Source organism: Streptosporangium sp. NPDC000396 (genome assembly GCF_042898655.1).
GTDB lineage: Bacteria > Actinomycetota > Actinomycetes > Streptosporangiales > Streptosporangiaceae > Streptosporangium.
In genome coordinates this window covers 25,600-47,376 of sequence record NZ_JBIAZA010000037.1, presented here as the reverse complement: position 1 = coordinate 47,376, position 21,777 = coordinate 25,600, and the positions used below count along the sequence as shown (strand labels likewise).

21 protein-coding genes and 1 pseudogene are annotated in these 21,777 nt (G+C 69.0%); 10 read left to right on the top strand and 12 right to left on the bottom strand.

Going from position 1 to position 21,777, the window contains the following annotated elements:
• Window positions 1-19 precede the first annotated feature (19 nt).
• Both ACFY2X_RS40380 and ACFY2X_RS40375 read left to right on the top strand, forming a co-directional pair.
• On the top strand, window positions 20-712 hold the full coding sequence (locus tag ACFY2X_RS40380; RefSeq protein WP_389948550.1) for a TetR/AcrR family transcriptional regulator: 693 nt from the start codon (window positions 20-22) through the stop codon (window positions 710-712).
• 628 nt (window positions 713-1,340) lie between these two features.
• Window positions 1,341-2,555, top strand: coding sequence for an exo-alpha-sialidase (locus tag ACFY2X_RS40375; RefSeq protein WP_389948548.1), 1,215 nt, complete (start codon window positions 1,341-1,343; stop codon window positions 2,553-2,555).
• A 209-nt stretch (window positions 2,556-2,764) separates the two neighbouring features.
• Here ACFY2X_RS40375 and ACFY2X_RS40370 read toward each other — a convergent pair whose 3' ends face one another.
• From ACFY2X_RS40370 to ACFY2X_RS40360, 3 genes are all read right to left on the bottom strand, one after another.
• Window positions 2,765-2,950, bottom strand: coding sequence for a tyrosine-type recombinase/integrase (locus ACFY2X_RS40370; RefSeq protein ID WP_389948632.1), 186 nt, complete (start codon window positions 2,948-2,950; stop codon window positions 2,765-2,767).
• A 760-nt stretch (window positions 2,951-3,710) separates the two neighbouring features.
• Complete coding sequence (locus ACFY2X_RS40365; RefSeq protein ID WP_389948546.1) at window positions 3,711-5,204, bottom strand: MFS transporter; 1,494 nt, start codon at window positions 5,202-5,204, stop codon at window positions 3,711-3,713.
• Between the two features lie 152 nt (window positions 5,205-5,356).
• On the bottom strand, window positions 5,357-5,992 hold the full coding sequence (locus ACFY2X_RS40360; protein WP_389948544.1) for a class I SAM-dependent methyltransferase: 636 nt from the start codon (window positions 5,990-5,992) through the stop codon (window positions 5,357-5,359).
• Window positions 5,993-6,133: 141 nt separating this feature from the next.
• Here ACFY2X_RS40360 and ACFY2X_RS40355 point away from each other — a divergent pair, with 141 nt between their 5' ends.
• Window positions 6,134-6,730: a helix-turn-helix domain-containing protein gene (locus ACFY2X_RS40355; RefSeq protein ID WP_389948542.1), complete on the top strand. Its 597-nt coding sequence runs from the start codon at window positions 6,134-6,136 to the stop codon at window positions 6,728-6,730.
• Between the two features lie 117 nt (window positions 6,731-6,847).
• Here the strand turns inward: ACFY2X_RS40355 and ACFY2X_RS40350 are convergent, their stop codons facing one another.
• The 3 genes and pseudogenes from ACFY2X_RS40350 to ACFY2X_RS40340 all read right to left on the bottom strand — a co-directional run bounded on the left by ACFY2X_RS40350 (window position 6,848) and on the right by ACFY2X_RS40340 (window position 8,407).
• A complete protein-coding gene (locus ACFY2X_RS40350) occupies window positions 6,848-6,976 on the bottom strand; it encodes a hypothetical protein (RefSeq protein ID WP_389948540.1) in 129 nt (42 codons plus the stop codon).
• A gap of 455 nt (window positions 6,977-7,431) precedes the next feature.
• A pseudogene (locus tag ACFY2X_RS40345) lies at window positions 7,432-8,081 on the bottom strand (aldo/keto reductase).
• Window positions 7,991-8,407: an aldo/keto reductase gene (locus tag ACFY2X_RS40340; RefSeq protein WP_389948538.1), complete on the bottom strand. Its 417-nt coding sequence runs from the start codon at window positions 8,405-8,407 to the stop codon at window positions 7,991-7,993. Before ACFY2X_RS40340 ends, ACFY2X_RS40345 begins: the two are co-directional and overlap by 91 nt.
• Window positions 8,408-8,425: 18 nt before the next feature.
• Here ACFY2X_RS40340 and ACFY2X_RS40335 point away from each other — a divergent pair, with 18 nt between their 5' ends.
• Complete coding sequence (locus ACFY2X_RS40335; protein WP_389948536.1) at window positions 8,426-9,202, top strand: TetR/AcrR family transcriptional regulator C-terminal domain-containing protein; 777 nt, start codon at window positions 8,426-8,428, stop codon at window positions 9,200-9,202.
• A 116-nt stretch (window positions 9,203-9,318) separates the two neighbouring features.
• On the opposite strand, the gene ACFY2X_RS40330 is transcribed toward ACFY2X_RS40335, so the two are convergent.
• Genes ACFY2X_RS40330 through ACFY2X_RS40310 form a run of 5 tightly spaced genes read right to left on the bottom strand, consistent with a single transcriptional unit; the run spans window position 9,319 to window position 13,622 of the window.
• A complete protein-coding gene (locus ACFY2X_RS40330; protein WP_389948535.1) occupies window positions 9,319-12,189 on the bottom strand; it encodes an MFS transporter in 2,871 nt (956 codons plus the stop codon).
• 10 nt (window positions 12,190-12,199) lie between these two features.
• The gene (locus ACFY2X_RS40325) at window positions 12,200-12,907 is read right to left on the bottom strand and encodes a DUF6585 family protein (RefSeq protein WP_389948533.1); all 708 of its coding nucleotides are present in this window, start codon (window positions 12,905-12,907) and stop codon (window positions 12,200-12,202) included.
• A gap of 58 nt (window positions 12,908-12,965) precedes the next feature.
• Window positions 12,966-13,172, bottom strand: coding sequence for a hypothetical protein (locus ACFY2X_RS40320; RefSeq protein WP_389948531.1), 207 nt, complete (start codon window positions 13,170-13,172; stop codon window positions 12,966-12,968).
• A gap of 1 nt (window position 13,173) precedes the next feature.
• Window positions 13,174-13,446, bottom strand: coding sequence for a hypothetical protein (locus ACFY2X_RS40315; RefSeq protein WP_389948529.1), 273 nt, complete (start codon window positions 13,444-13,446; stop codon window positions 13,174-13,176).
• The gene (locus tag ACFY2X_RS40310; protein WP_389948527.1) at window positions 13,443-13,622 is read right to left on the bottom strand and encodes a hypothetical protein; all 180 of its coding nucleotides are present in this window, start codon (window positions 13,620-13,622) and stop codon (window positions 13,443-13,445) included. The genes ACFY2X_RS40315 and ACFY2X_RS40310 overlap by 4 nt, the downstream gene beginning before the upstream one ends.
• Before the next feature lie 32 nt (window positions 13,623-13,654).
• Between ACFY2X_RS40310 and ACFY2X_RS40305 the strand changes: the two genes are divergently transcribed.
• Window positions 13,655-14,041, top strand: coding sequence for a hypothetical protein (locus ACFY2X_RS40305; protein WP_389948525.1), 387 nt, complete (start codon window positions 13,655-13,657; stop codon window positions 14,039-14,041).
• A gap of 591 nt (window positions 14,042-14,632) precedes the next feature.
• A complete protein-coding gene (locus ACFY2X_RS40300) occupies window positions 14,633-14,938 on the top strand; it encodes a hypothetical protein (RefSeq protein WP_389948523.1) in 306 nt (101 codons plus the stop codon).
• Here ACFY2X_RS40300 and ACFY2X_RS40295 read toward each other — a convergent pair.
• Entirely contained in the window at window positions 14,910-18,155 is a 3,246-nt protein-coding gene (locus ACFY2X_RS40295) for a BTAD domain-containing putative transcriptional regulator (protein WP_389948521.1), read from the bottom strand. The two genes, ACFY2X_RS40300 and ACFY2X_RS40295, sit on opposite strands and share 29 nt — an antisense overlap.
• Before the next feature lie 196 nt (window positions 18,156-18,351).
• On the opposite strand from ACFY2X_RS40295, the gene ACFY2X_RS40290 reads away from it, so the two are divergent.
• The 4 genes from ACFY2X_RS40290 (at window position 18,352) to ACFY2X_RS40275 (ending at window position 21,672) form a co-directional block, all read left to right on the top strand.
• Entirely contained in the window at window positions 18,352-19,905 is a 1,554-nt protein-coding gene (locus tag ACFY2X_RS40290) for an FAD-dependent monooxygenase (RefSeq protein ID WP_389948519.1), read from the top strand.
• A gap of 223 nt (window positions 19,906-20,128) precedes the next feature.
• Complete coding sequence (locus ACFY2X_RS40285; protein ID WP_389948518.1) at window positions 20,129-20,791, top strand: SGNH/GDSL hydrolase family protein; 663 nt, start codon at window positions 20,129-20,131, stop codon at window positions 20,789-20,791.
• Between the two features lie 489 nt (window positions 20,792-21,280).
• Window positions 21,281-21,421: a hypothetical protein gene (locus tag ACFY2X_RS40280; protein WP_389948516.1), complete on the top strand. Its 141-nt coding sequence runs from the start codon at window positions 21,281-21,283 to the stop codon at window positions 21,419-21,421.
• Entirely contained in the window at window positions 21,409-21,672 is a 264-nt protein-coding gene (locus tag ACFY2X_RS40275; RefSeq protein ID WP_389948514.1) for a hypothetical protein, read from the top strand. Before ACFY2X_RS40280 ends, ACFY2X_RS40275 begins: the two co-directional genes overlap by 13 nt.
• Window positions 21,673-21,777 lie beyond the last annotated feature (105 nt).

Sequence of the window (21,777 nt, the reverse complement as noted above, 5' to 3'; positions counted from 1 at the left end):
GCAACAGTACGATGTAACCATGACTGTGTGGGACCGGCCGGAGCCGCCGACTCGCCCCGTGCCGCTCGACCGGGAGCGAATCGTTGCCGCCGCCATCGCGCTGGCCGACGAGGGCGGGCTGGAGGCGGTGTCGTTGCGCAAGGTCGCCGCCCGGCTGGACGCCGGCCCGATGCGGCTGTACGGATACATCTCCACCAAGGAGGAGCTGTTCGACCTCATGGTGGACGAGGTCTACGCCGAGATCCTCCCCGAGGAGCAGCCCGGCGACTGGCGGGAGGTGTTGCGCGTCCGCGCCCACCTCACCAGGCAGGCCACCCTCCGTCACGAATGGCTGGCCGACCTGCTCGGCGGCCGCCCGACCCTGGGCCCAAACGCCCTCGCCCTGACTGAGGCCACGCTGGCCGCCCTCGACGGCCTCGCCGACCTCGACACCGTCCTGCGCGCCGTGGAGACTGTCAGTGCCTACTTCACTGGCGCGATCAGGCGCGAGATCGCGAACCTGCGGGCAGAGCGCGCCACGGGCCTGTCCAAGCGCGACTGGCAGCGTGCCTCCGGCCCGCATGTGAGGAAGATGCTGGCCACGGGCCGCTTCCCGGCGCTGGCCAAGGCCGTGCACGACGGCACGGAGGTGGACGCCGAGGCGTCCTTCGCGACCGGCCTGGACTGGGTGCTCGACGCCGTGGCCGCCAAACTCGCCCGGCCGCCGGCGTGACGCTCAGAATTTCCAGGTGACATCCGTGGCATCGCATGACGCCGCCAGACTGCGCACCTACCTGCTCGACTGGTTCAGAGGCAAGCTCTGACGCCGGACGACCGGGCGGCGCTGGAAGGGCTGCGCCATCTGCAGTGGTACGCGGGTTCCTACGCTCATGTCCATGGTCAGCAGCCGCACCCCCTCCGATTCGCGCTCACCGGGTTCCGGTTTCGAGGGAATTCGGACGATGAGCAACCCGCGAGCCGGGATCCAGCGAATCAAACGCCCTCACGGCCATCGGATGCTCCGCACCCTGGCCGACCCGACCACCTCGATCAGCCATCAGACCCTCGATGGCTTCGATCCCTGGCGCTCGGCCACTTACCTTCGCGACCTACTCATGCTCCACGGCGACCCGCCCAGCCCCGTCTCCGAACCTTTCGCCACCCTGCTGATCAGCTACCTCGACCAGCGGCTCAACCTCACCACCGCCGAAGTTGGCACCCATGGAGCCGCTACGCGCCGGGCCACCACCGCAGAAAGTAACGACCGCCAGAGAATGCAGACCGCTCAATCACCGGTCCTTACCAGGGCCGCGCCCCATGATCTGCGATCATCATGCCACGATCTTAGAGAAGAGGCGTTTATGCGTAGATTACGGACTTTTGTCGCCGCGGCCGGGGCCCTGCTGGCCGTTGCGATCAACGCCGCACCCGCGGCGGCGGACGAACCCACGCTCAACTTCCACCAGCAGACCTTGTGGCGGCAATTCACCACACAGGATCCCGACACCGGATCACCGGTGACGACCTGCTTCAGGCTCCCCGCCGTCGTGAAGACCAGCAACGACGTACTGCTCGCCTTCGCCGAGCGCAGGAACGCCAACAACTGCCTCGACCATGGCGCCTTCGACGTCGTCATGCGGCGCTCCACCGACAACGGCGTCACGTGGGAGGCCAGTAGGACGGTCCTGGCCAGTGCCGATGGAGCGGCACTCCAGGGCAATGCGACAGTTGTCACGGACTCGACAGGGCCCGTCTTCCTGTTCACGACATCCGAGCCGACCGAGACGCAGACCACGCCGCGCACGCCGAAGGTTCAAGTCAGTCACGACGACGGGCGGACCTGGTCGGCCCCGAAGGATCTGTCGGCCACCATCAAGGCTCCCGCGCGGAACGGCGACTGGTTCGCCACCGGGCCGGGACACGGGATCCAGCTGACGCGGGGGAAGAACGCCGGACGACTTGTGATGCCTGTCTACTACGGCATCGGCAACCGGCAGAGCGTACGGCTGATCTACAGCGACGACCACGGCCGCACCTGGCGCACCGGCGCGACCGCGACGTACGACGCTTCGGTGCTGAAGCTCAGCGAGCAGACCTTGGTCGAGCGCGCCGACGGCAGCATCCTCGTAATCGCCCGCAACGGCGCGGTTCCCAACCAGACATCCGTCCACGGCCTGGCGCGAGGCGTGAGCACCGACGGGGGCCTGACCTTCTCCGGCGGCTTCACGGCCGTCCCGAACATCACAGCCCCTTCCACCCACCCTGCCCTGCTCCGGCAGCGCAGCGGCAGTCCTTACAGCCGTATCCTGCTGTCGGCGCCCGCCACGCCGAAGACCGAAAACAACCCGGTGGGGATGAACGTCCGCTCTTCCTTCGACGAGGGCGCGACCTGGCGTGACCACACCAACCGCGTCGACAACGTAGGTGTCCGCATCGACGACGACCACGCCGGGTACTCCGACATGACGCTCACCGGCAACGGCGCGATCGGCGTGCTCTACGAGGCAGGCGCCGCCCGCTTCAGGGACGAGATCCGCTGGACCTGGTTCTGGGAGAGCGCCATCGGCCTGCCCTGACCCGATCCCGCGGCGCGGCGCGGCGATCAACTCTCCTGACCGACCGGCAGGGGCGCGCTTTCTGCAGGACTCGATGTCCAGGGGCCGCGAGTGCTCACCTGCCAGCGGCTGTTCAGGCCGGGATTCTGCCGGGTACCCGGTCTCACAAGGAGTCGTTAGGGGCCGCCGCCGAGCGTAACCGCTGGTCGGGGTGGTTGGCGCGGAGAGCGTCAACGGGTGTCGCGGCATCGGCGGGCGGAACGGATCTCATCATCGGCGATCTTGTCGGCGAGCAGGGCGTAGACCTGCGTGGTTTTCGCGCTGGCGTGGCCGAGCCGGAGGCGGACGGCTTCGATCGAGACGCCCGCGTTGACCAGCTCGGTGGCACGGGCGTGGCCGAGCCGGTGGATGTCGATGTCGGCACCGGCCGCTTGGCAGTAGTTGGTCCAGCGGTGATGGGCGACGTCGTAGGACAGTCATAGGACAGCGGTCCGCCGGAGCCGTTGACGGCGGCGCGAAACAGCACCCCGAACTTGTAGCCGACCTGTGCGAGGTAGAGCTTGAGCAGAGCCACGTAGCCGCGGTCGCCGAGCGGCACGGTGCGCACGGAGCCGCTCCTCCGCAGGAGCGGCACTGCCTTCCTGGTCACGCTGCCTTCCTGGGGTTCTCGTAGCGATCGGTGTAAATTCAACGAACCTATCTCTGATCTGGCCCTTCATAGAAAGGCGGTCGAGCTCGACCGCCCCGGCTTGCTGTGGAGACGTCGCTGGTCAGAGGTAGGCGGGTAGCCCGAGACATCTCAGCCTCGGGCCCCCACAGATTCGGGCGTGACAGTCTCCCGTCACAGGGCTCTTGTCGCCCTGTTCTCCAGGCGTGCGGTACCCGTCGCCAATGCCGGAACATGGCCGGGTAGGCAAGAACTGCACCATGAAAGGCGCGAAGTGCCTTCTTAACCGTTCGCAGACGTTTGTACTTCTGGCGCCGGTTCGCGTCCTTGCAGTACACGATCTGGGTCTTGGGATGCCGTTAAGAAGTATGTGATGAGCCGCCAAACATGGCCTGACCTCGGAAAATCGGTGAACTGCCGGGGCGATGGGCGAGGTCGGCATCGCTGTACCTGGGTCGAAACAGGAGAAACCGCCAGCTCGCCAGCGGTTTCTCTGAAGCTGTCTTCGATTACTCGTAAGTGATCTTGTGAATCGCGCTGCGCCGAGCGGCGTGCTGGATACTGCCGGTCCGTTGTTGTGGACCTCGTGCGAGAACGTAGACGAACAGGACCGCCATGACCACTGCGCCTGCCCACATGGCCTGCTGCCAGCCGTCGACGAAGGACTCTTGGGCGGCTCGGATCAGCGCCTGTGCCTGTGAGCCGACCCGGTCGGCCGCGGCGAGGGCGTTGGCGATACCTTCGCGGGCGGTGTGGGCGGCGTCTTCCGGCACTCCGTCGAGCCGGGAGTCGATGGCGCCGCGGTAGTCGGCGGACAGGACCGCTCCGAGCAGCGCGACACCGAGCGCGGTGCCGAACTCCCGGGTGACGTCGTTGAGCGCGGAGGCGACACCTTGACGCTCACGCGGCAAGGCGGTGGTGATCGCCTCGGTGGAGGGCGTCATCGTCAAACCCATACCGAGTCCCATGGCGAGCATGCCGGGGAGGATGGAGAGGTAGCCGCCGTCGACGGAGACGAAGGTGGCCATGAGGACCAGCCCCGCGCCACCCAGGAAGATCCCTGAGGCCATCGTCGAGCGACTGCCGATGCGCGCGGCCACCCGCGGGGCGAGGCCGGAGGCGAACATCATCAGCAGCGCCATCGGCATGAGCGCCAGGGTGGAGCGAAGGCCGGACCAGCCGAGCACCGCCTGAAAGTACGGGAAGAGGACCACGAAGATCCCTGCCTGCACGCCGAAGACCGTCACGAGCGACACGGAACCGCTCGAAAGACCTCGCCCGCGGAACAGCCGGACGTCGAGGAGCGGAGCCTGCCGGCGCAGTTCCCATGCCACGAATCCAGCAGCGGCGATGACGCCGACAAGGAGACTCAGGAGCGTCGCGGACGCGGTCCAGCCTCGTTCGGGGCCCTCATGGAGGAAGAAGACGAGCCCGACCACCGCGACCACGGACGACAGCGAACCGACGGCGTCGAACCCGTGCCCTGACGCCTCTTGCGAGTTCGGGATGGATCGCAGCGCCACGACGATGGCGACGACGACGAGCACGACCGGCAGGACGAACAGCCACCGCCAGCTCGCCAGGTCGACCAGGACGGCCGACAGGTACATCCCCAAGATGCCTCCACCGCCGGCGACGCCGGTCCACACGCCGATCGCCTTGGAACGCTCCTCGTCAGGAAAGGTCGAGGTGATGACGGCGAGGGTGACCGGCATGATCATCGCTGCGCCCACGCCGCTCAGGAAACGCGCGGCGAGCATGATCTCGGACGACGTGGCAAGGCCGGCCGCCGCACTCGCTGTTCCGAAGACGAGCAGGCCTGCGAGCAGCACCGGCCTGCGGCCCCACCGGTCGCCCATCGCGCCGAGCGGCAGGAGCAACGCGGCCAGGCTGATGGTGTAGATGTTGATGAACCACAAGACCTCGGTTTGCGAGGCGTCGAACGCGATGGTGAGCTCCGGCTGGGCGACGTTCAGTCCAGACACCGAAGCGATGACCGCCATGAGCGCGACGCAGACCCCGACCAAGATCGTACATCGTTGTCGAGGGTCTTGGATGGTCGGGGCTTCTGGGTTCGTACTCATGGGATTCCTTTCAAGAAGGCAAGGGGGATCGGCGCCGGAGCGGCGGGCCCTGGCGCTGTCGGATGGTGTGATTACCGGCGTCGGGTGGCGCGCACGACGACGTCGCGGAGGGGGATCGCTCGGCCGCCGGGGCCGGTGAGCGTGCGGAGGTGCTCTTCGGCGGTGACGATCTCCCACTCCGTGTCGTCCAGGCGCGCGGTGATGGCCGCGGAGGTGGCCGACGCTTCGGCGGGAGGATGGTGCCCGTGGCCGGTAGAGCCTGGGGTGTGCAGGTGCCCCACGATGAGCAGCGTGCCGCCGGGGGCCACCCATCCGGCGATGCGGTCGTAGAACTCCAACTGGGGCATCGCCGGGTGGGCGTAGTGGGTCATGACCAGGTCGAACTGCGCACCCGGGCTCCAGACGCTCAGATCCGCCTCAACCCACTGCAAGCGCTCGGGGGCGCCGCTCGTCGCGGCGCGCTCGGCGGCGCGAGCAAGGGCCTCGGACGAGATGTCGGCTGCGGTGACGTGCCAGCCGTGGGAGGCAAGCCAGATCGCCTCGGCGCCGCCGCCGCACCCGGCATCCAGTGCCGTGCCCGGTGTCAGGCCGCTGGTCTCACGAGCGAGGTATGGGTTGGGCGGGTTGCCGCCCATGGATCCAGGGGCCCCAGCTCGTCCCTGTTGCCAGTGTCGTTCCCAGAAGTCCTTGTCGAATTCGTACGTCATAGGTCGTCCCCCTCGTTAACGATGACCTCGTCGCGGTCACGTGCCGACAGATCCGCCGGGCGTGCGCCCCTCTGCGTTCTTCATGGTGCTGACAGAGAAGGCGGATGCGCAAACGTCGTTGCTGAATGGCAAAATGGAGGGGTGGATGAAGCCATTGATCGCACTCTTGACGCCGTCGGACCGAGGTTGAAACGCCTTCGGCTGCATCGAGACGTCACGCTCGCCGACCTCGCGGCGGAGACCGGCATCTCAACCAGCACCTTGTCCCGGCTCGAGGCGGGCCTGCGACGTCCCACGCTAGAGCAGTTGCTTCCGCTTGCTCGCGTCTACGGGGTCACACTCGACGAGCTCGTCGATGCGCCGCAGACTGGCGACCCTCGCATCAATCTGCGTCCCATCTCGTGCAGCGACGGCTCGGTCATCCTGCCGCTGACCCGTAGGCCCGGAGGAATCCAGGCATACAAGTTTGTCCTCCCGAGCGGAAGCGACGACGCCGGACCCGATCTGCGCACCCACGAGGGCTACGACTGGGTCTATGTCCTCAACGGAACGCTCCGCCTTGTGCTCGGGGAACACGACCTCATTCTCAAGCCGGGGGAGGCCGCGGAGTTCGACACGCGCACCCCGCACTGGTTCGGGGCCACCAGCGCCGGTCCCGTCGAGTACCTGAGTCTCATCGGCAAACAAGGCGAACGCGCGCACGTCCGTGCAGCACCGAGACATGGCCCGGCCGAGTAAGAAAACTCAGGGACCTCACCCTGGGAACCGCCCGCCGATACACCCTGCCCACCCACGGCGATCTGGAGGCCGGGGTCGCCAAGCTCCCCACCGACCAGTAGACCCGAGCATCGGGGGTTATGACCCGCTGCCAAGTTCGCCGAGGTCGCCAATGCTCAGCCGGGCGTTGCGCGTGCTCACCTGCTTGATGTTGACCAGACCGGCCTCATCGCTGAGCACCGTCCAGCGGTCGACCAGTTCGTCCATGCTGAGCGGTGGACGCTCCATACTGGCCCTCTGCTCCCGAACAGGTCCCCAGCCGGCAGGTAGCGGAGTGAGAGATTGTGATTGCGGTTCATAATCGTCGCGGGTGGGTGAATCAAGCTGATTGGTTGAGGTTTCTGCTTGATCGTGTTCGCGTCAGGGGCGGTCGGGCAGAGTGCAGGTGGGTGCTGACGGCCGAGTCGACCTGCGTCCGGGCGTACGCGGGATGGCCAGCCTGGACGTGGTCGGCCAGCAAGTGGGTGGTGGCGCGGTGGGCGTACGGGACGATCGTCGCGATGACGGTGAGACCAAGCCCCGTGCACATCGCCGCGATTGCCCCTCGCTTCTAGGTTGTTGTGGTCATCAGAGTGCATTTCCTTGCGTCATGTCGAGTCGCGCGGCGCGGGCGGTTCCGAGGATCTCGATGATCTCCGCCCGCGCCGCCTCGGCTTCCGGTCTCATTGGTCGATCATGCGGATGCCGTGGTCGCCGTATCGGGCTCCCTGGGCTCCGGTGGTGGGGACGGCGGCGTCGATGGCGCTGAGGTCGGCTGCGGTCAGGTGCAGGTCGAGGGCGGCCAGGTTGTCGCGCAGGTGGGCGCGGCGCGAGCTGCCGGGAATGGGGATGACGTCGCTGCCGCGGGTGAGGAGCCAGGCGAGGGCGACTTGGGCGGGGGTGGCACCCTTGGCGGCGGCGAGTCGGGTGATGGCGTCGACGATGGCCAGATTGGCCTTGAGGTTGTCGCCGTTGTAGTGGGGGCGGTAGCGCGGAAGTCGCCGCGCTCGTAGCGCGTGATGGCGCGGACGGCCCCGGTGAGCAGGCCGCGGCCGAGCGGGCTGTAGGCGACCAGGACGGCGCCGAGGCCCCGGAGCGTGGGCAGGATGTCGTTTTCGACATGGCGTTCCCACAGCGAGTACTCGGTCTGGACAGCACTGATCGGGTGAATGGCGTGGGCGCGTCGCAGAGTGGCGGCCGAGACCTCGGACAAGCCGATGCAGCCCACCTTGCCCTGAGCGATCAGGTCGGCCAGCGCGCCGACCGACTCCTCGACGGGGACGGCGGGGTCGATGCGGGCGAGGTAGTACACGTCGATGTGGTCGGTGCGCAGCCGGCGCAGGGACGCTTCGCAGGCGTGGCGCAGATCGTCGGGGGAGCGGCGGGGACCAGCCCTTCGGCGGTGCGCCGGACGCCCGACTTAGTGGTCAGCACGATGCGGTCGCGGTGCGGGGCGAGGGTCCGGCCGAGGAGTTCCTCGTTTGCTCCGTCGCCGTAGAAGTCGCCGGTGTCGAAGAGGGTGATGCCGGAGTCGAGGGCTTCCAGCAGGGTGGCTGCGGCTTCGTGCGGGTCGGCGGGGCCGTAGCTGCCGGTCATGCTCATGCAGCCGAGGCCGAGCCGGGAGACGTCGGGACCGACTCCTCGAGCCTTTACCGGCACTTCCGCAACAAGACCGAGTTGCTGCGCGCGGTCGCCGACCGGATCCTGGTGGCCGCGATGGACGGCTACCGCCCTGAGGGCGACTGGAAGCAGCGCATCACCGCCATAGCCCTGCGCCTGCGAGAGGCATTCGGCCAGCATCCCCAACTCGCCGTCATCTGGGGACGCTACGCGTCCGGCGGCACCGGTTCCCGGCTGTTCATGGAGGAGGCGCTACAGGCCCTGCGGGCCTCGGGCCTGCCCGGCGAGGAGATTCCGCCCCGCTACCACCGGATCGCGATCCTCCTCGCCGCGCTGATCGCCTCCGAGGCCGGCATCGGCACCCTCACCCCCAGCGAATACGAACAGGGCATGGAGCAGTTCCGTGTCGCGGTCCTCGGCGCCGACCCCGACCGCTTCCCCGCCCTGGCCCACTTCGCCCGCGAGATCCGCCCCTCGGGGCCGACCGCCGCGCCGCATACGAAGAGATCCTCGCCGCCCACCTCGCCCGGATCGAGGCCGCAATTCCCTGACGCGCTCTCTCGATCTCCCGGTGGCACCCCGGCGCACCGGCACAGTCGGATGAACCTGGGCGCGCGCCGCCTCACGCCATTCGAAGCATGCTTGAAACGTGGCGGCGTGGGGCAGCTCCGTCAGCACAGCGCCGATCCACACTGCAACGGCAGGCGGCGACGAGCCTGCCGGCCTGCCCGAGCCGGCCACGCCAGCCGCACCTCGCTGGAGATCTACTCCAAGATCGCGCTCGGACCCGCCCAGGAAACCTACGACGGCGTCATCGACCGGTTCCCCGTGTAGACAACCCCTCACACCCCTATCCACCTGCGGGAATGTCACAGGCGGAGGCTGGTGGGGTCAGCCTTACCGACAGGCCTACTGCACACTCTCGTGGAGTGGAAGACCATTGCTGATCGTCACCCGCGCTCCAGACGGAGCGCGATGCCGTCGGCCTCATCGGTGCCCAGCGGGAACGGGCTGTGGCCGATCATTGCGCCGGCCACGACGGCAGTCCCGGTGACCGGCTGGAAGCCGTACTCGGCCATGAGACGGCTCGCGACTGGATTGGGCGTGCCGGCGCCCGCGACATGCCAGAGGGTCAGGTCCGTGCCGAGCTTTGTCATCGTGATGTTCTCGGCCCGAAGCAGGCGACTGATCTCCTGCACCAGATCCATCCCGTGAAGCGCCGTCGGTATGCGTTTGACGCGGCTGTCCTCCACGAGCAGCAGTCCGTTCGTTCCGGTGCGGCCCGGAGTCGTCTGGGTGGGGGAGGACCAGCTGTACGGCGCCGGCGCGTTGTCCGCGTCGCCCTCCGAGGGCCTCGCCCTGACCATCAGCCCCCCGATCAGCGCCGCCGCCAGCAGGGCCCCGGCCGCCAGATACTGGAGTATGGGTTCGTCGTGCAGATAGAGCAGATAGAAGTCCCCGGCCGTTCCGGTGAGCAGCGCGAAACCGAGCACGGCGCCCAGGTGCTGGCTCACCATGACGAGGCCGGCCCGTCCGCCGGAGTCATGCGCGGCAATGCCCTCCATGGCGGTCGAGTAGAGCACCGTGCCGGCCGTGCCGAGACCGAGGCCGAGGAAGATCACGCTGAGGTAGGCGTCGAGAACGGAGCCACCCATGGCCAGCCGGGTGAGCGGCCCGAGCGCCGCGACGAGCAGACCCGGCACCAGCAGGGCGCGCGGCCCGGTGCGGGGCAGCAGCCGGGCGGAGGTCGCCAAGGAGCCGATCAGGAACGAGGCGGGCATCAGGATGAAGGCCGCGACCGTGGGCACCGGTCCGATGTTGGCGTTCAAGATGTGGAGGAGGGGCGAACCCGCGGTCGTCAGGGCGATCCCGATCATGAACAAGGCGAGCGACGCGCCGACACCGTCGCGGGTCCTGGTCGGGTAGGCGGGCAGGATCACGTTCCGGGCCTTCGCCTGCCGCCAGGCGAAGGCCGCGACCAGGAGGATGCCGCACATGAGGGAGAGGGTCGGGAGCGGAGCTCCCCATCCGTACCCGGACTCCGCGAAACCGAAGACGAAGGCGGTGACGCCCAATGTGCTCAGCAGCGCGCCGGGCGCGTCGAAGCGAGCGGGAGTGCGGCGACCGGACCGGTCGCGGACCAGGGTGGCGGTGCCGATGAGGGCGATGAGGGCCAGCAGAACCGTGACGTACATGAACCCGCGCCACCCCAGCACATAGCCGAGCGGCACCGCGAGGAGCAGGATCGTTGCGGAACCGCCGAGGCCGATCACGGCGTAGATCCCGATGGCCTTCCTGCGTGCCGTCGGCGCGGTGAACTGGGCGGCGACCAGGCCGAGGCAGGCCGGGGCGATCAGGGCGGCGCAGACCCCCTTGAGAACCTGACTCCCCACCAGTGCGGCGGGCCCGGCGGACATCGCGCCGACCGCGGTGGCCACCGCGAATCCGGCCAGTCCGATCAGCAGCACCGACTTGCGGCCGATCAGGTCCGCGAGGTGCCCCCCGACCAGCAGCAGCGCACCGAAGGCCAGGGGATAGCCGACATACAGCAACAGCAGGGGGAGGCCGAAGCCCCCGTCGGCGCCAATCTCAGGCAGCAGTTGGGTCGTGGTCGTCGCGTCGAGCAGTACGACCATGTGCGCGAGCATGCCCATCGCAAGGCTCCACCCGCGCCTGGCCTGGGGACCTCCGCCGTCGTCCGCCGGACCGAAGGCAGTAGGTGCGGGCCGGGTGCCGGGCAGCGGGGCCGCCGGTGGTCCCCATCGCGCCGCGGGGCCGACGTTCGCCGGAGCCGTCGGATCGTACGGGTTCGGGGCGTTCGCAGGTGGTGGTGTGGCCGGAGGCAGGGGGTACGAGGTCGGCTGGGGCTGAGCGGCTGAGGAAGCGGCCTGGGGCCGTGGGTCCGGCTGCGCGCCCCGCGCCTGTGGGGTGAAGTCCAGCAACTCCGCTGCCCTGCGGCCCAGCTGGGCCAGTACGGACGCGGGCAGCCACTCCTCGGCCCGGTCCGGAGCCGTGCGCTCGATCACCTGCGCGGGCGTGGGCCGCTTCGCCGGGTCCTTGTCCAGACAGGCGCGCACGAGCTCGACGAGCGAATCGGGAACACCAGTGAGGTCCGCCTCCTCCTCGGCGATCCGGAACAGATGCGCGTTCAGCCCGGTGTCCGTGGCGCCGAAGAGAAGGCGCCCGGTGGCGGCGTAGACGAGGACCGCGCCCAGGCAGAACATGTCGTTGGCAGGAGTGAGTTCGCGGCCCCGGACCTGCTCCGGAGACATGAAGCCGGGGGAGCCGATCAGCATGCCGGTACGGGTGAGCAGGCTCTCCCCGCCGATGCTGTCGAGTGCTCGGGCGATCCCGAAGTCGATGACCCGAGGGCCGTCGACGGTCACCAGCACATTCGAGGGCTTCAGGTCGCGGTGAATCAGGCCCGCCTCGTGCACGGCCTGCAGGGCGAGGGCGAGGCGGTTGGCGAGGGTGTGAACCGAGTGCTCGGGCAGCGGACCGAAGTCCTTGCCGACCACGGTGGTCAGGTCGGGGCCGGGTATGTACTGGGTCGCAACCCAGGGCACCGCCGCCTCGGTGTCGGCGTCCAGGACAGCAGCCGTCCAGTTGCCGCCCACCCGCCTGGCCGCGGCGACCTCGCGAGTGAACCGCTTGCGGAATTCGGGGTGCTGGACATGGTCGGCCTGCACGACCTTTACCGCGACCGTACGGCCGAGATCGGACCGGCCCAGGTAGACCAGGCCCATTCCGCCCTCGCCGAGGCGGGCTATCAGGCGGTAGGGGCCGATGTGTATGGGGTCCTGCCCCGTCAGCTGTTCCACGGTGGAGGGGTCAGCCCTTCAGGTGCGGGCTCAGATGACGGCACAGCTTCATGAAGAGATCGAGGTTGGGGATTTGGAAAACCTTCGCCGCCTCCGGCGCCGTCGACCTCCTCTGGGAGCCGTTGAAGAGCAGTGAGCCGCTGGAAAGGCCGAGTTCGGTGATCTCTGGCCAGGCGGCCGAGTACTTCTTGTCCGAGACCCTGTCCCGGTTGACCGTGTAGGGCCCGAAGTTCACCGTCTCGCCTTGCTGAATACGCGCGATCGTCCCGGACAGCTGGGCGCCGGTGACACACTCCTGGATGTGGTCGCCCCACAGGTGCGGGTAAAGGAACGCAGCGCCGTTCACCCACGAGGTGATGCCGAGAGCCGCCTTGTCGGACTTGAACATGGGAGGACGGCCGAACCCTATGTTCAGGGCGTTCCCTGCCGGGTCGATCAGCGTCGAGCAGGCATCTGACGCGGCGCCGTTGACGGAGCTGCGGTACTGAAGGACGCGCACGGTTCCCCAGTCGTACGCCGCCCAGTAGCCATCCGGCGCCGACACGGCCAGGCCTCCCTTGAAGAAGTAGAGCCTCCAGTCCCGCGACTTCCTCCACGCGAAGCCCTGCTTCGTCGCAAACGTGTCGACCCAGTCGCCCAGGCCGCGTTGGACGGCGACAGCAGCGACGGGCGCGGGCGGCCGCTCGGTGCGGATGTGCGCGATCTCGTCGTCGGCCATGTGATGATCCCCTCGACAGGTTAAGAAGATCCAAATTAGAGCACCTTCCGTGGCGTTGCTATGGATTACCGGGAAGAAGGTGCGGACCTTGGGTGTGTATGGCCGCATCGAGGTCCGCATGGCCCGACGGCAGCGTCAAGCGGATCCACCGCAGGGGGTGAGCCGCCCTGGTCGCGACCGTGGTGAACGCGTCGGTGAAGTCGGTGACGAAGCCCGATTCCTTCAAGAAGTCCAGCTGATCGATGATCCCCCAGCGGGCGGTCACCTCAGCGAGTGCTCGGGCAGCGGCGCGCGGTCTTGAAGGCGGAGTTGGCGGCCCTGACATCGCCGAGTCTGGCCAGAACGGCTCCTATTCTGGCCAGGCGCTCCGCTAGGTCGTCGCCGTCGACACCCTCCGCGATCGTGGCTTTTACGGCCTGCACGGCGCGACGCTGGGCTCCGCGAGTCCGGCACCGGCAGGCGACCGTGGCATCCATCCACATCGAGACCGAGCTGACCACCAGCGCCGAGAACGTCTGGCGGTGGCTCAACGCGCTCACGAATTCCGCGCCGGACCTGCCGCCTCGTAGGCCGAGCCGTCGGCGGGGTTGTCTGCGGCCGACGGTGGGTTCGCCTCAATCATGACGGTCATGTGCCCGTCGGGTCCAGCCACGGTGGCATCGCCTGCCTCGACACCAAATTCAGCGTCGTCGGCGAGCACTTCGCGCTGATCCACCGGCCCTCGTTCCCCCGGAAAGCCTGCGCTGGTTGGAGGATCACGTCGAGCTGATCGACGCCATCGCTCGAACCTTCGGTCTCAAGGGCTGCCGGATGGCGCTCGACATCAGCCGGAGCCCACCGGGATGTGTCAAGCTGTCAGGACGGATCGCGATTCGCCCACAGACTGCCCCAGGACTGTGGCCGCACCGGCCTCCGTGCAGCCCACTGACCATGGGCGCCTTGATGTTCGATGACCCCGGCTGGGGTTCCGATCGGGAAACCTCGTTGCGCCTGCTGCGGCGCTACCTCGATCCTGGGGGCAACACCGTCGATACCGCGAACGGCTATGCCCGCGAACGCGGAGCACCGACCGCATCTTCTCCGACGCTGCCGCCGACGCCTGCGTGGTCGCGCACGGTGCCGTCCGCGAGGTGAAGCTGAGCGGCTCGACGATCGAGTACTCCTCGCCCGAGGCCCGCGCCAGCCATGGGACCCGAGATGCGCGACGACGCCCCCACCTGCACGCCGACCACCGGCGAGCACACGGTTCGACGCCTCGGGTCTGCGTCCAGGGCGGTGGCGTGGTGGTAGGTGAATTCCAGTGATTGGGAAACCACGCGGCAGCCGTGCCGCTGAGAAGGATCTTGCTTGTCGGACTCGCGTGAATGACCAGCTGAGAGAAGGTGCCCCCATTTCGCGGATGGCCCGCGTTCGTTCAGGTCGTCTGTCGCGAAAAGTCCTCTCAGATCATCGAGCTCCGCGAGAGGATTCTGAGAGACGGAGCCTGACCTGTGACCGGCTTCCAAGATCGACCTCAGCGCCGATGACTCTTACCAGTCCCAACACCGAAACTCTCGGCAGGCCTGCCGAGCCGCGAGCGGGAGGAAAAGGCTCGGTAGCCTGTCGTGGTGAGCCATGTGCAGCGTGCCGCCGGCGCGGTCGTCGGCTCGGCGGTGGGCGACGCGCTGGGTGCCCCGTTCGAGTTCGGTCCGGCGGGCGCGTTTTCCGCTCGCTTCCCGATCCCGGGTGCCGGCGGCGGGCCAGGGCGCCCCGCTCGGCCAGGTCGACCTTCTCGGCGAAGCGGTCGAGGGTCGCCTGCAGTTCCTCCTGCAGTGGGCCCGCTCCAGGGCGGTGCCGGCCTCGGTCACAGCGGTGGTCACCCCGGCCGGCTCGGTCTTTTGCAGGGGTGTCATCGGCGGAGGTCGTGCCGGGGCGGATCGGCGCGGCCGGGCTGGAGACGTTCGAAAGCAGCTGGGTGAGCTGGTTGGCGTGCTGCCGGCGCGCGTGGACACGCCCGGCTGGATCACTCGGGATCTGGGTGAGCCGTCCTGAGTTCCCAGCGTAGCCGGGCCGGGTCGACTTCGGTCACGGCCGTCTTCCCGTCCAGCTCCCACCCCTTCCCGTACGCTGCGGCGAAGGCTTCCTCACCCAGCGCGGCCCGCCCGCGGCGGGTGAGCTCGCGAACCTGCCGATCGGTGCGGTCGTGAGCGCCGCGCAGCCGGGAGGCGGCGCCGAGCAGGACGGCCGACTCGTGATGCCACCCGTGCGCCTCGGCGAGTGCGGCCGCGTTCACCGCCACCAGCGACAGCATCGGCAGATCCCGGGTCTCCAGCGCCGCCGCGTACGCCTTCTCCAGCGCCTTCTCCGCGCCGGCCAGGTCACCCGTCTCCAGGCAGAGCGAGGCCCGTACGCTACCGACCAGCATCCGCACGTGGTCACCGGGGAACGTGGTGTCGCCGTGCAGACCCCGTTCGGCGTCGTCGAGCAGTTCCCGCGCCCGGTCCAGGTCGCCGATTCGCATCCGGAAGACGGCCTCCCACGCGTCGACCAGGGCCGGCATCTCCGGCGAGTTCGCGCGCAGCGCCCGCTCCCGGGCCGAGTCGATCACTGCGATCGTCAGGTCGGTGTCGCCGCGCCGCAGGTGCAGGTCGATCCAGCGCAGGTCGAGGAACACCTCGTCGCTGAGGTTGAGCGAACCGAACTCGCCGGCCAGCGACCGGGCCTCGCGCAGGTCGGCCAGCGCGCCGTCGAGGTCGTCGTCGTACTGCCGCAGCTGGGCGCGCATCGGCAGCACGGTGGCCTGGCCCCAGCGGTCGCCGGCCTGCCGGAAGCAGGCCAGGGCCGCCTCCATGTCGGGGCGCATCTTGTCGAGCTCGCCCGCGTTCTCGGCGAACTGGGCCCGGAACATGCGGGCCAGCCCGGACAACCAGACGTTGTCGCCGTCGGCCAGGTGCCCGATGATCGCGAACGCGGTCTCCTCCTCCTGCAGGAACGCGGGCGTGAGCGCGCCGTATGGACCCGGCAGCTCCGGGTATGCGAGCAGCCGGTCGGCCAGCTCGCGCATCTGCGCCTGGTCGTCCGCGGCCTTCTCGGCGCTCCTCCCCGGCCAGGCGTCGACCCGGTCGATCAAGGAGATCACGTGAGCACAGTCGCGGTCGGGCGTCGGCTCGCCGCCGGGCACCGCCAGCGCCTCGCCCAGCCAGTAGGAGGCGTCGGGGTGCCGGCCGAACATGTGCCAGTACCAGGTCAGGTTCAGGGCGAGAGCGACCGCGCCGGGGGCGTCGCCGGTGTCGCACCGCCGGCGCAGGGCGGCCAGCGCGTTGTCGTACTCGGCGCTGATGACTCGCATGGCCGCCAGCTGGCCGGGCCCGCGTAGCTGCGGGTCGTGCCGGGCCATCAGCTCGGCGAAGTAGCCGACGGCCAGGTCGCGGACGGTGCCGAGGTCGCCCGTCCCGGCCAGGCGGCCGGTGCCGTACTCGCGCAGCGTCTCCAGCATGCGGTAGCGGCCCGGGTCGGGCGCGAGTTGCAGCAGCGACCGGTCGACCAGGCACGCGAGCAGCTCGGGGATCTCGTCCGCCGGCACCGCGGTGCCGGCGCAGACCGCGGTGGCCGAGGCCAGTGTGACGCCGCCGGGCAGGATCGAGACGCGTTCGGCGACCGTACGCTCGTGCTCGCTCAGGAGCTCCCAGCTCCAGGCGATGACCGCGCGCAACGTGCGGTGCCGGGGCAGCGCGGTGCGGCTGCCGGTGGACAGCAGCCGGAACCGGTCGGACAGCCCGTCGGCCAGCTCGGGCAGCGACAGCGTCCGCAGCCGGGCCGCGGCCAGCTCCAGCGCCAGCGGCATCCCGTCCAGGCTGCGGACCACCCGCCGGACCTCGGGCAGCGTCGTCTCGTCCACGTCGAAGCCCGGGCGCACGGCCGCGGCCCGCTCGGTGAACAGGCGTACCGACGCCGCCCGCCGGGCCTGCTCCACGCCGTCGTTCGGCCCAGGCAGCGCGAGCGGGCCGAGCGGCACCAGCGCCTCGCCGTCGACCGCGAGGGGCTCGCGGCTGGTGGCGAGCACGCGCAGCCCGACGCATCGGGACAGCAGCGCCGCGACCAGGTGAGCCACGGCGTCGATCAGGTGCTCGCAGTTGTCGACCAGCAGCAGGCTCTCCCGGCTGCCGAGCTGGTCGACGAGGACGTCCAGTTCGTCGCCCTCGACCCGCATCCGGGCCTCGAACATCGCGCCGCCGCGCAGCCCGATCCCGGCGAGCACGGCCGCGCCGACCTTGGCCGGCTCGGTGATCGAGGCGAGGTCGATCATCCAGGCGCCGTCGCGGTACTCGTGGCGGTGGCGGCGGGCGGCCTCGACGGCGAGGCGCGTCTTGCCGGCGCCGCCGGGACCGAGCACGGTGACCAGACGCCCGGCGGCGAGCAGCGTGCCGATCCGGGCGAGGTCGTCATCGCGCCCGACGAAGCTGGTCAGCGGAGCGGGCAGGTTACTCGACCTGGTCTGCGCGGCGGCCGGGGCGGGCCGCTCGGCGCGCAGCAGGCTCAGGTGGCGCTCGCGAAGGGCGGCGCCCGGGTCGGTGCCGAGGACGTCGGCCAGGGTTTCGCGGACCCGCTCGTACCAGGCCAGGGCCTCGGCCTGGCGCCCCTGGGCGGCGAGCGCGTCCATGAGCAGCGCGGCCGCCCGCTCGTGGACGAGGTGCTCGGCGAGCAGGGAGGTCAGGCGGGCGGCGGCCACGTCGGCACGGCCCAGGGACAGCTCGGCGTCGGCGAGGTCGGCGACGGCCTCGACCGAGGCGTGGGCCAGCCGGGTCGCGGCGGCGGGCGCCACCGCGGCGACGACCGTGGGCTCGGCGCCGGGACGATCGCCCCACAGCGCCACAGCCTCGCCGAGCACGGCCGCCGCGGCATTCGGGTCGCCGGCGCGCAGGCGGTCACGGCCGACGGCGGCGAGCTGCTCGAACCGCAGCGCGTCCACGTCGGCTGCCTCCACATCCAGCCGGTAGCCGCCCGCGACCTGCGCGACGTCGCCGGCAGAGCCGAGGGTCCGGCGCAGCCGCGAGACGAGGGCCTGCAGGGCGTGGGCGGGGTCGGCTGGTGGGTCCTCGGCCCAGATCGCGTCGATGAGGACGCTTTGCTCGACCGCGCGCCCGCCAGCGAGCGCGAGCCGTACGACCAGACCCTGTAACCGCACACCCGGAACGGGCAGGGCGGCGTCACCGCGAGACGCCTGAAAGGCACCAAGCAGCGTGACGCGAAGCCGCGCATCCCCGTCCATCTCCCGATCCTCGCGCACGCACCCTCGAGTCCCCAAATCACGGCAGGGCTCTGACCTTCCCTCTGCCCGCGGGTCCATCACGCCACTGTGTGCTCGAACGCAGCGCTGACGCGGCGCAGGACGGGAGTGTCAACGCCATGTGCGCCCATGTCAGCGCCATGTGCGCCCCGTGTGAGCGGCCCGCTTCAGTCTTTGCATGCCTGAAGAGAACAGGACGGCGAACTTCGGAAGGGGAGTTTTCGTGCATGACGTAGTGATCGTGGGCGCCGGCCCGGTTGGTTTGTTCCTTGCCTGCGAGCTTGGCCTGGCAGGCTGCTCTGTCCTGGTGCTTGAGCGGGAGCCGGAGCCCCGCTCCCCGTGGAAGGCGGACCCGCTCGGGATGCGTGGCCTGTCCGCCACCTCGGTCGAGGCGTTCTACCGCCGCGGGATGCTGCACCCGCTGCTGAAGGCGTCAGGCGTCAACGACTATCCCGGCGCGGACGAGCCGACATCCCCACGTGGTGTGGGCCACTTCGCTGGCATGTCGCTCGATCCAGCCAAAGTCGACGTCGCCGCCCTGCCCTTCCGGCTTCCCAGCCCGGCGATGGAGGGCGTGATGTCGAACCTCGAAGCGGTCGAGACGGTGCTGTCCGAGCGGGCATCCATGCTCGGCGTGGAGGTCATGCGCGGCCTCACGGTCTCCGCCATCACGCAGGACGATGAGATCGTGGTCGCGCGAGCCGGCGAGCACGAGTACGCGGCGCGCTGGCTCGTCGGCTGCGATGGCGGACGCAGCACGGTGCGTGGGCTCGCGGGCTTCGACTTCGTCGGCACCGAGCCGCAGTTCACCGGCTACGTCGTCCTCGCCACCATCGCCGATCCCGAGAAGTTGCGCCCCGGGTTCAATCTGTCGCCGGCGGGCATGTACCTCCGGACGCCCGCGAAAGAGTACATCGGCATGCTGGAGTTCGACGGCGGTGCGTTCGATCGCTCGCAGCGGCCGACTCGCGATCATCTCCAGGCGGTTCTGCGCCGTGTTTCCGGCACCGACGTGACGCTGAACGACGTCCATCTCGCTTCGAGCTTCACTGATCGGGCGATGCAGACGACGACCTACAGGCAGGGGCGCGTCCTGCTCGCGGGCGACGCCGCTCACATCCACTCTCCCCTCGGAGCGCAGGGACTCAACCTCGGCATCGGCGACGCCATGAACTTGGGATGGAAGCTCGCGGCGACCGCGCATGGGTACGCGCCGAACGGGCTCCTCGACACCTACACCCACGAGCGCCATCCGATCGGCGCATGGGTGCTCGACTGGACGCGCGCCCAGGCGGCGGTCATGAGGCCGGATCCGCATGCCCAGGCGATCCAAAGAGTGGTTCGCGACCTGTTCGGGACCCGTGACGGAACGACCTACGCGTTCGAGAAGATCTCGGGATCGTCGATCCGCTATGACCTTGGCAGCGAGCAGCCGCTGGTCGGCCGCAACGCCCCGGACCTTCGTCTTGAGGACGGCACTCGCCTCGGCGACCTGATGCGGGATGGACGAGGCGTCGCGCTGGATTTCAGCATCGACCGACGCCTACACGGTTCAGCGATGGGCTGGGAGAGTCGGATGCGGTATGCGGCCGGGCCGGCGAGAAACGACCTCGGATTGGGTGCCGTGCTTGTCCGACCTGACGGCATAGTCGCCTGGGCAGGAGATCGCGATCCTGATCGTGAAGCGTTTGAGCGGGCCGCCAGCCATTGGTTCGGCAGCCCGGCAATCTGAGTCCCAAGCAGCTACCCCATTCCCTTATCGCTTCTGTGGGTGCCCCAAGAGTGCGAAGAGGAATCATGGTGCTGCCTTTTACGCATCGTCGGCGCAGCCGGTGTCGGCTTCCCAAGCCCCGCCCGAGATGACCAGCGGGATCATGAGCCGCCTGAGTGTCGACGTTGCCGCCACGTAATCGATGTGAACCTTTCTTTTCCTCAACCGATTTCAAGGAGCACACATGACGATCACCCTCCGCCCGGGAACCATCGTGATGTTCACCGGCGATTCGATCACCGACTGCCAGCGGCTCGAGAGCGAACAGGGCCTCGGGTTCGGCTACCCGCTGCGCATCGCGGGGGAGTGGGGCCTCCGGCACCCGGAGCGGGCCGTGACCTGGCTGAACTCCGGGATCGCGGGCGACAAGGTGATGGACCTCGAAGCCCGATGGCAGGCGGACGTGCTCGACGCGCGCCCGGACGTGGTGTCGATCCTCGTCGGCATCAATGACATGGGCTGGCACTCCTACGACCCGGACGGCTACGTGATCCCCGCAGAGGATTTCGCGGCAGGTTACGACCGCCTGCTCGCGCCCCTCGCCGAGACCGGCGCCGACCTGATCCTCATCGAGCCGTTCCTCCTGCCGATTCGCGGCCCCATCGAGGTCGGCGACGCGCACCTCGGCGAAGAGGTCAGGAAGGAGTGGCGCGCTGACCTGGACCCGAAGATCCAGGTCGTGCGCGAGCTCGCCCGCAAGTACGGCGCGCACCTGCTCGCCGCCGACGGCATGTTCGCCGAGCTCGCCGCGACGGCCGGGCCGGAGCACTGGACCGCGGACGGCGTGCACCCGACGCCGGCCGGTCACGCCGCACTCGCGGCGGCCTGGCTGCGCCTGGTCGCGTGACCGTGCCTGGCGATCGCCCGCGACACCGGCCGGTAGGAGAGCGGACTGCCGTTGAGCTGTTCCTGGTTCGGGTCCGGCCGAGATAGGGCCAGAAGCGGCCATGAGCCGATCATGTTCGTAATCTCGGAAGCGGGCTGGAGCCTCTCCGAGGCTCTGAGAGGCGGAATCTCGGAAGTCCAGTCTGGAGACGGCTTCCGAGATCAGCCGATCTCGGAAGCCGGGGCGATGCACAGCCGTACATGCGAGTCGCCTGCCCAGGCCGGCGTCTTCAAGATCTACCCATGGCCGGTATTGCCCGTATCTCGGCTGGACCCGCGTCTGCGCCACGGCTCGGCGAGTGATCTGACACCTGCCCGGCCACCGACTAGCCGGAGGAGGACGCGGCTAAATTCACGGTGGCGCGGCCGGGACCGGATCCAACTGCCGAAAGGCCCGATCCCGCACCGCAGGGACGCCAATTGGGTTGTCTTCGGCTGGATCGTCCCGATTGTGAGCCTGTGGTTCCCCAAGCAGATCATCGACGATATCTGGGCGGCCTCGAAGCCCGCCGATCCTCCCCTGAATCCGCTGCACCCCGCCGTGTTGCACGGTGCCCGCCGTTCGGGGCTGGTGCGGGCGTGGCGGGGTTGAAGACCGATCTGGAGCTGGCCCGCCAGGAGATCGCCGCGCTGCGCGGCGAGCGGAACAAGCTGAAGGAGGCGCTGCGGCGGCAGTTGGGCCAGCAGCTCGACCGGCTCGCTTCTCGTCGTCGCCATGAGCTGGCCAAACATGAAACACCAAGAAGCTTGGACCCCCTGAAACGAGGGTCACGACCACGAAAAAGCCGCCGCGACATTCTGGCTGACCTTCTCCTGACCTGCGACGGGATGCCCCAGCGCTAACGGCTGTTCCGCCGTTCCTCAGCTTGCGATTTAACCTCTGATCTTCGCGTATGCCCCGGTTGGCGCTAATAGCGATCTATCGCGCATAGGGGGCTGTAGTGGGTG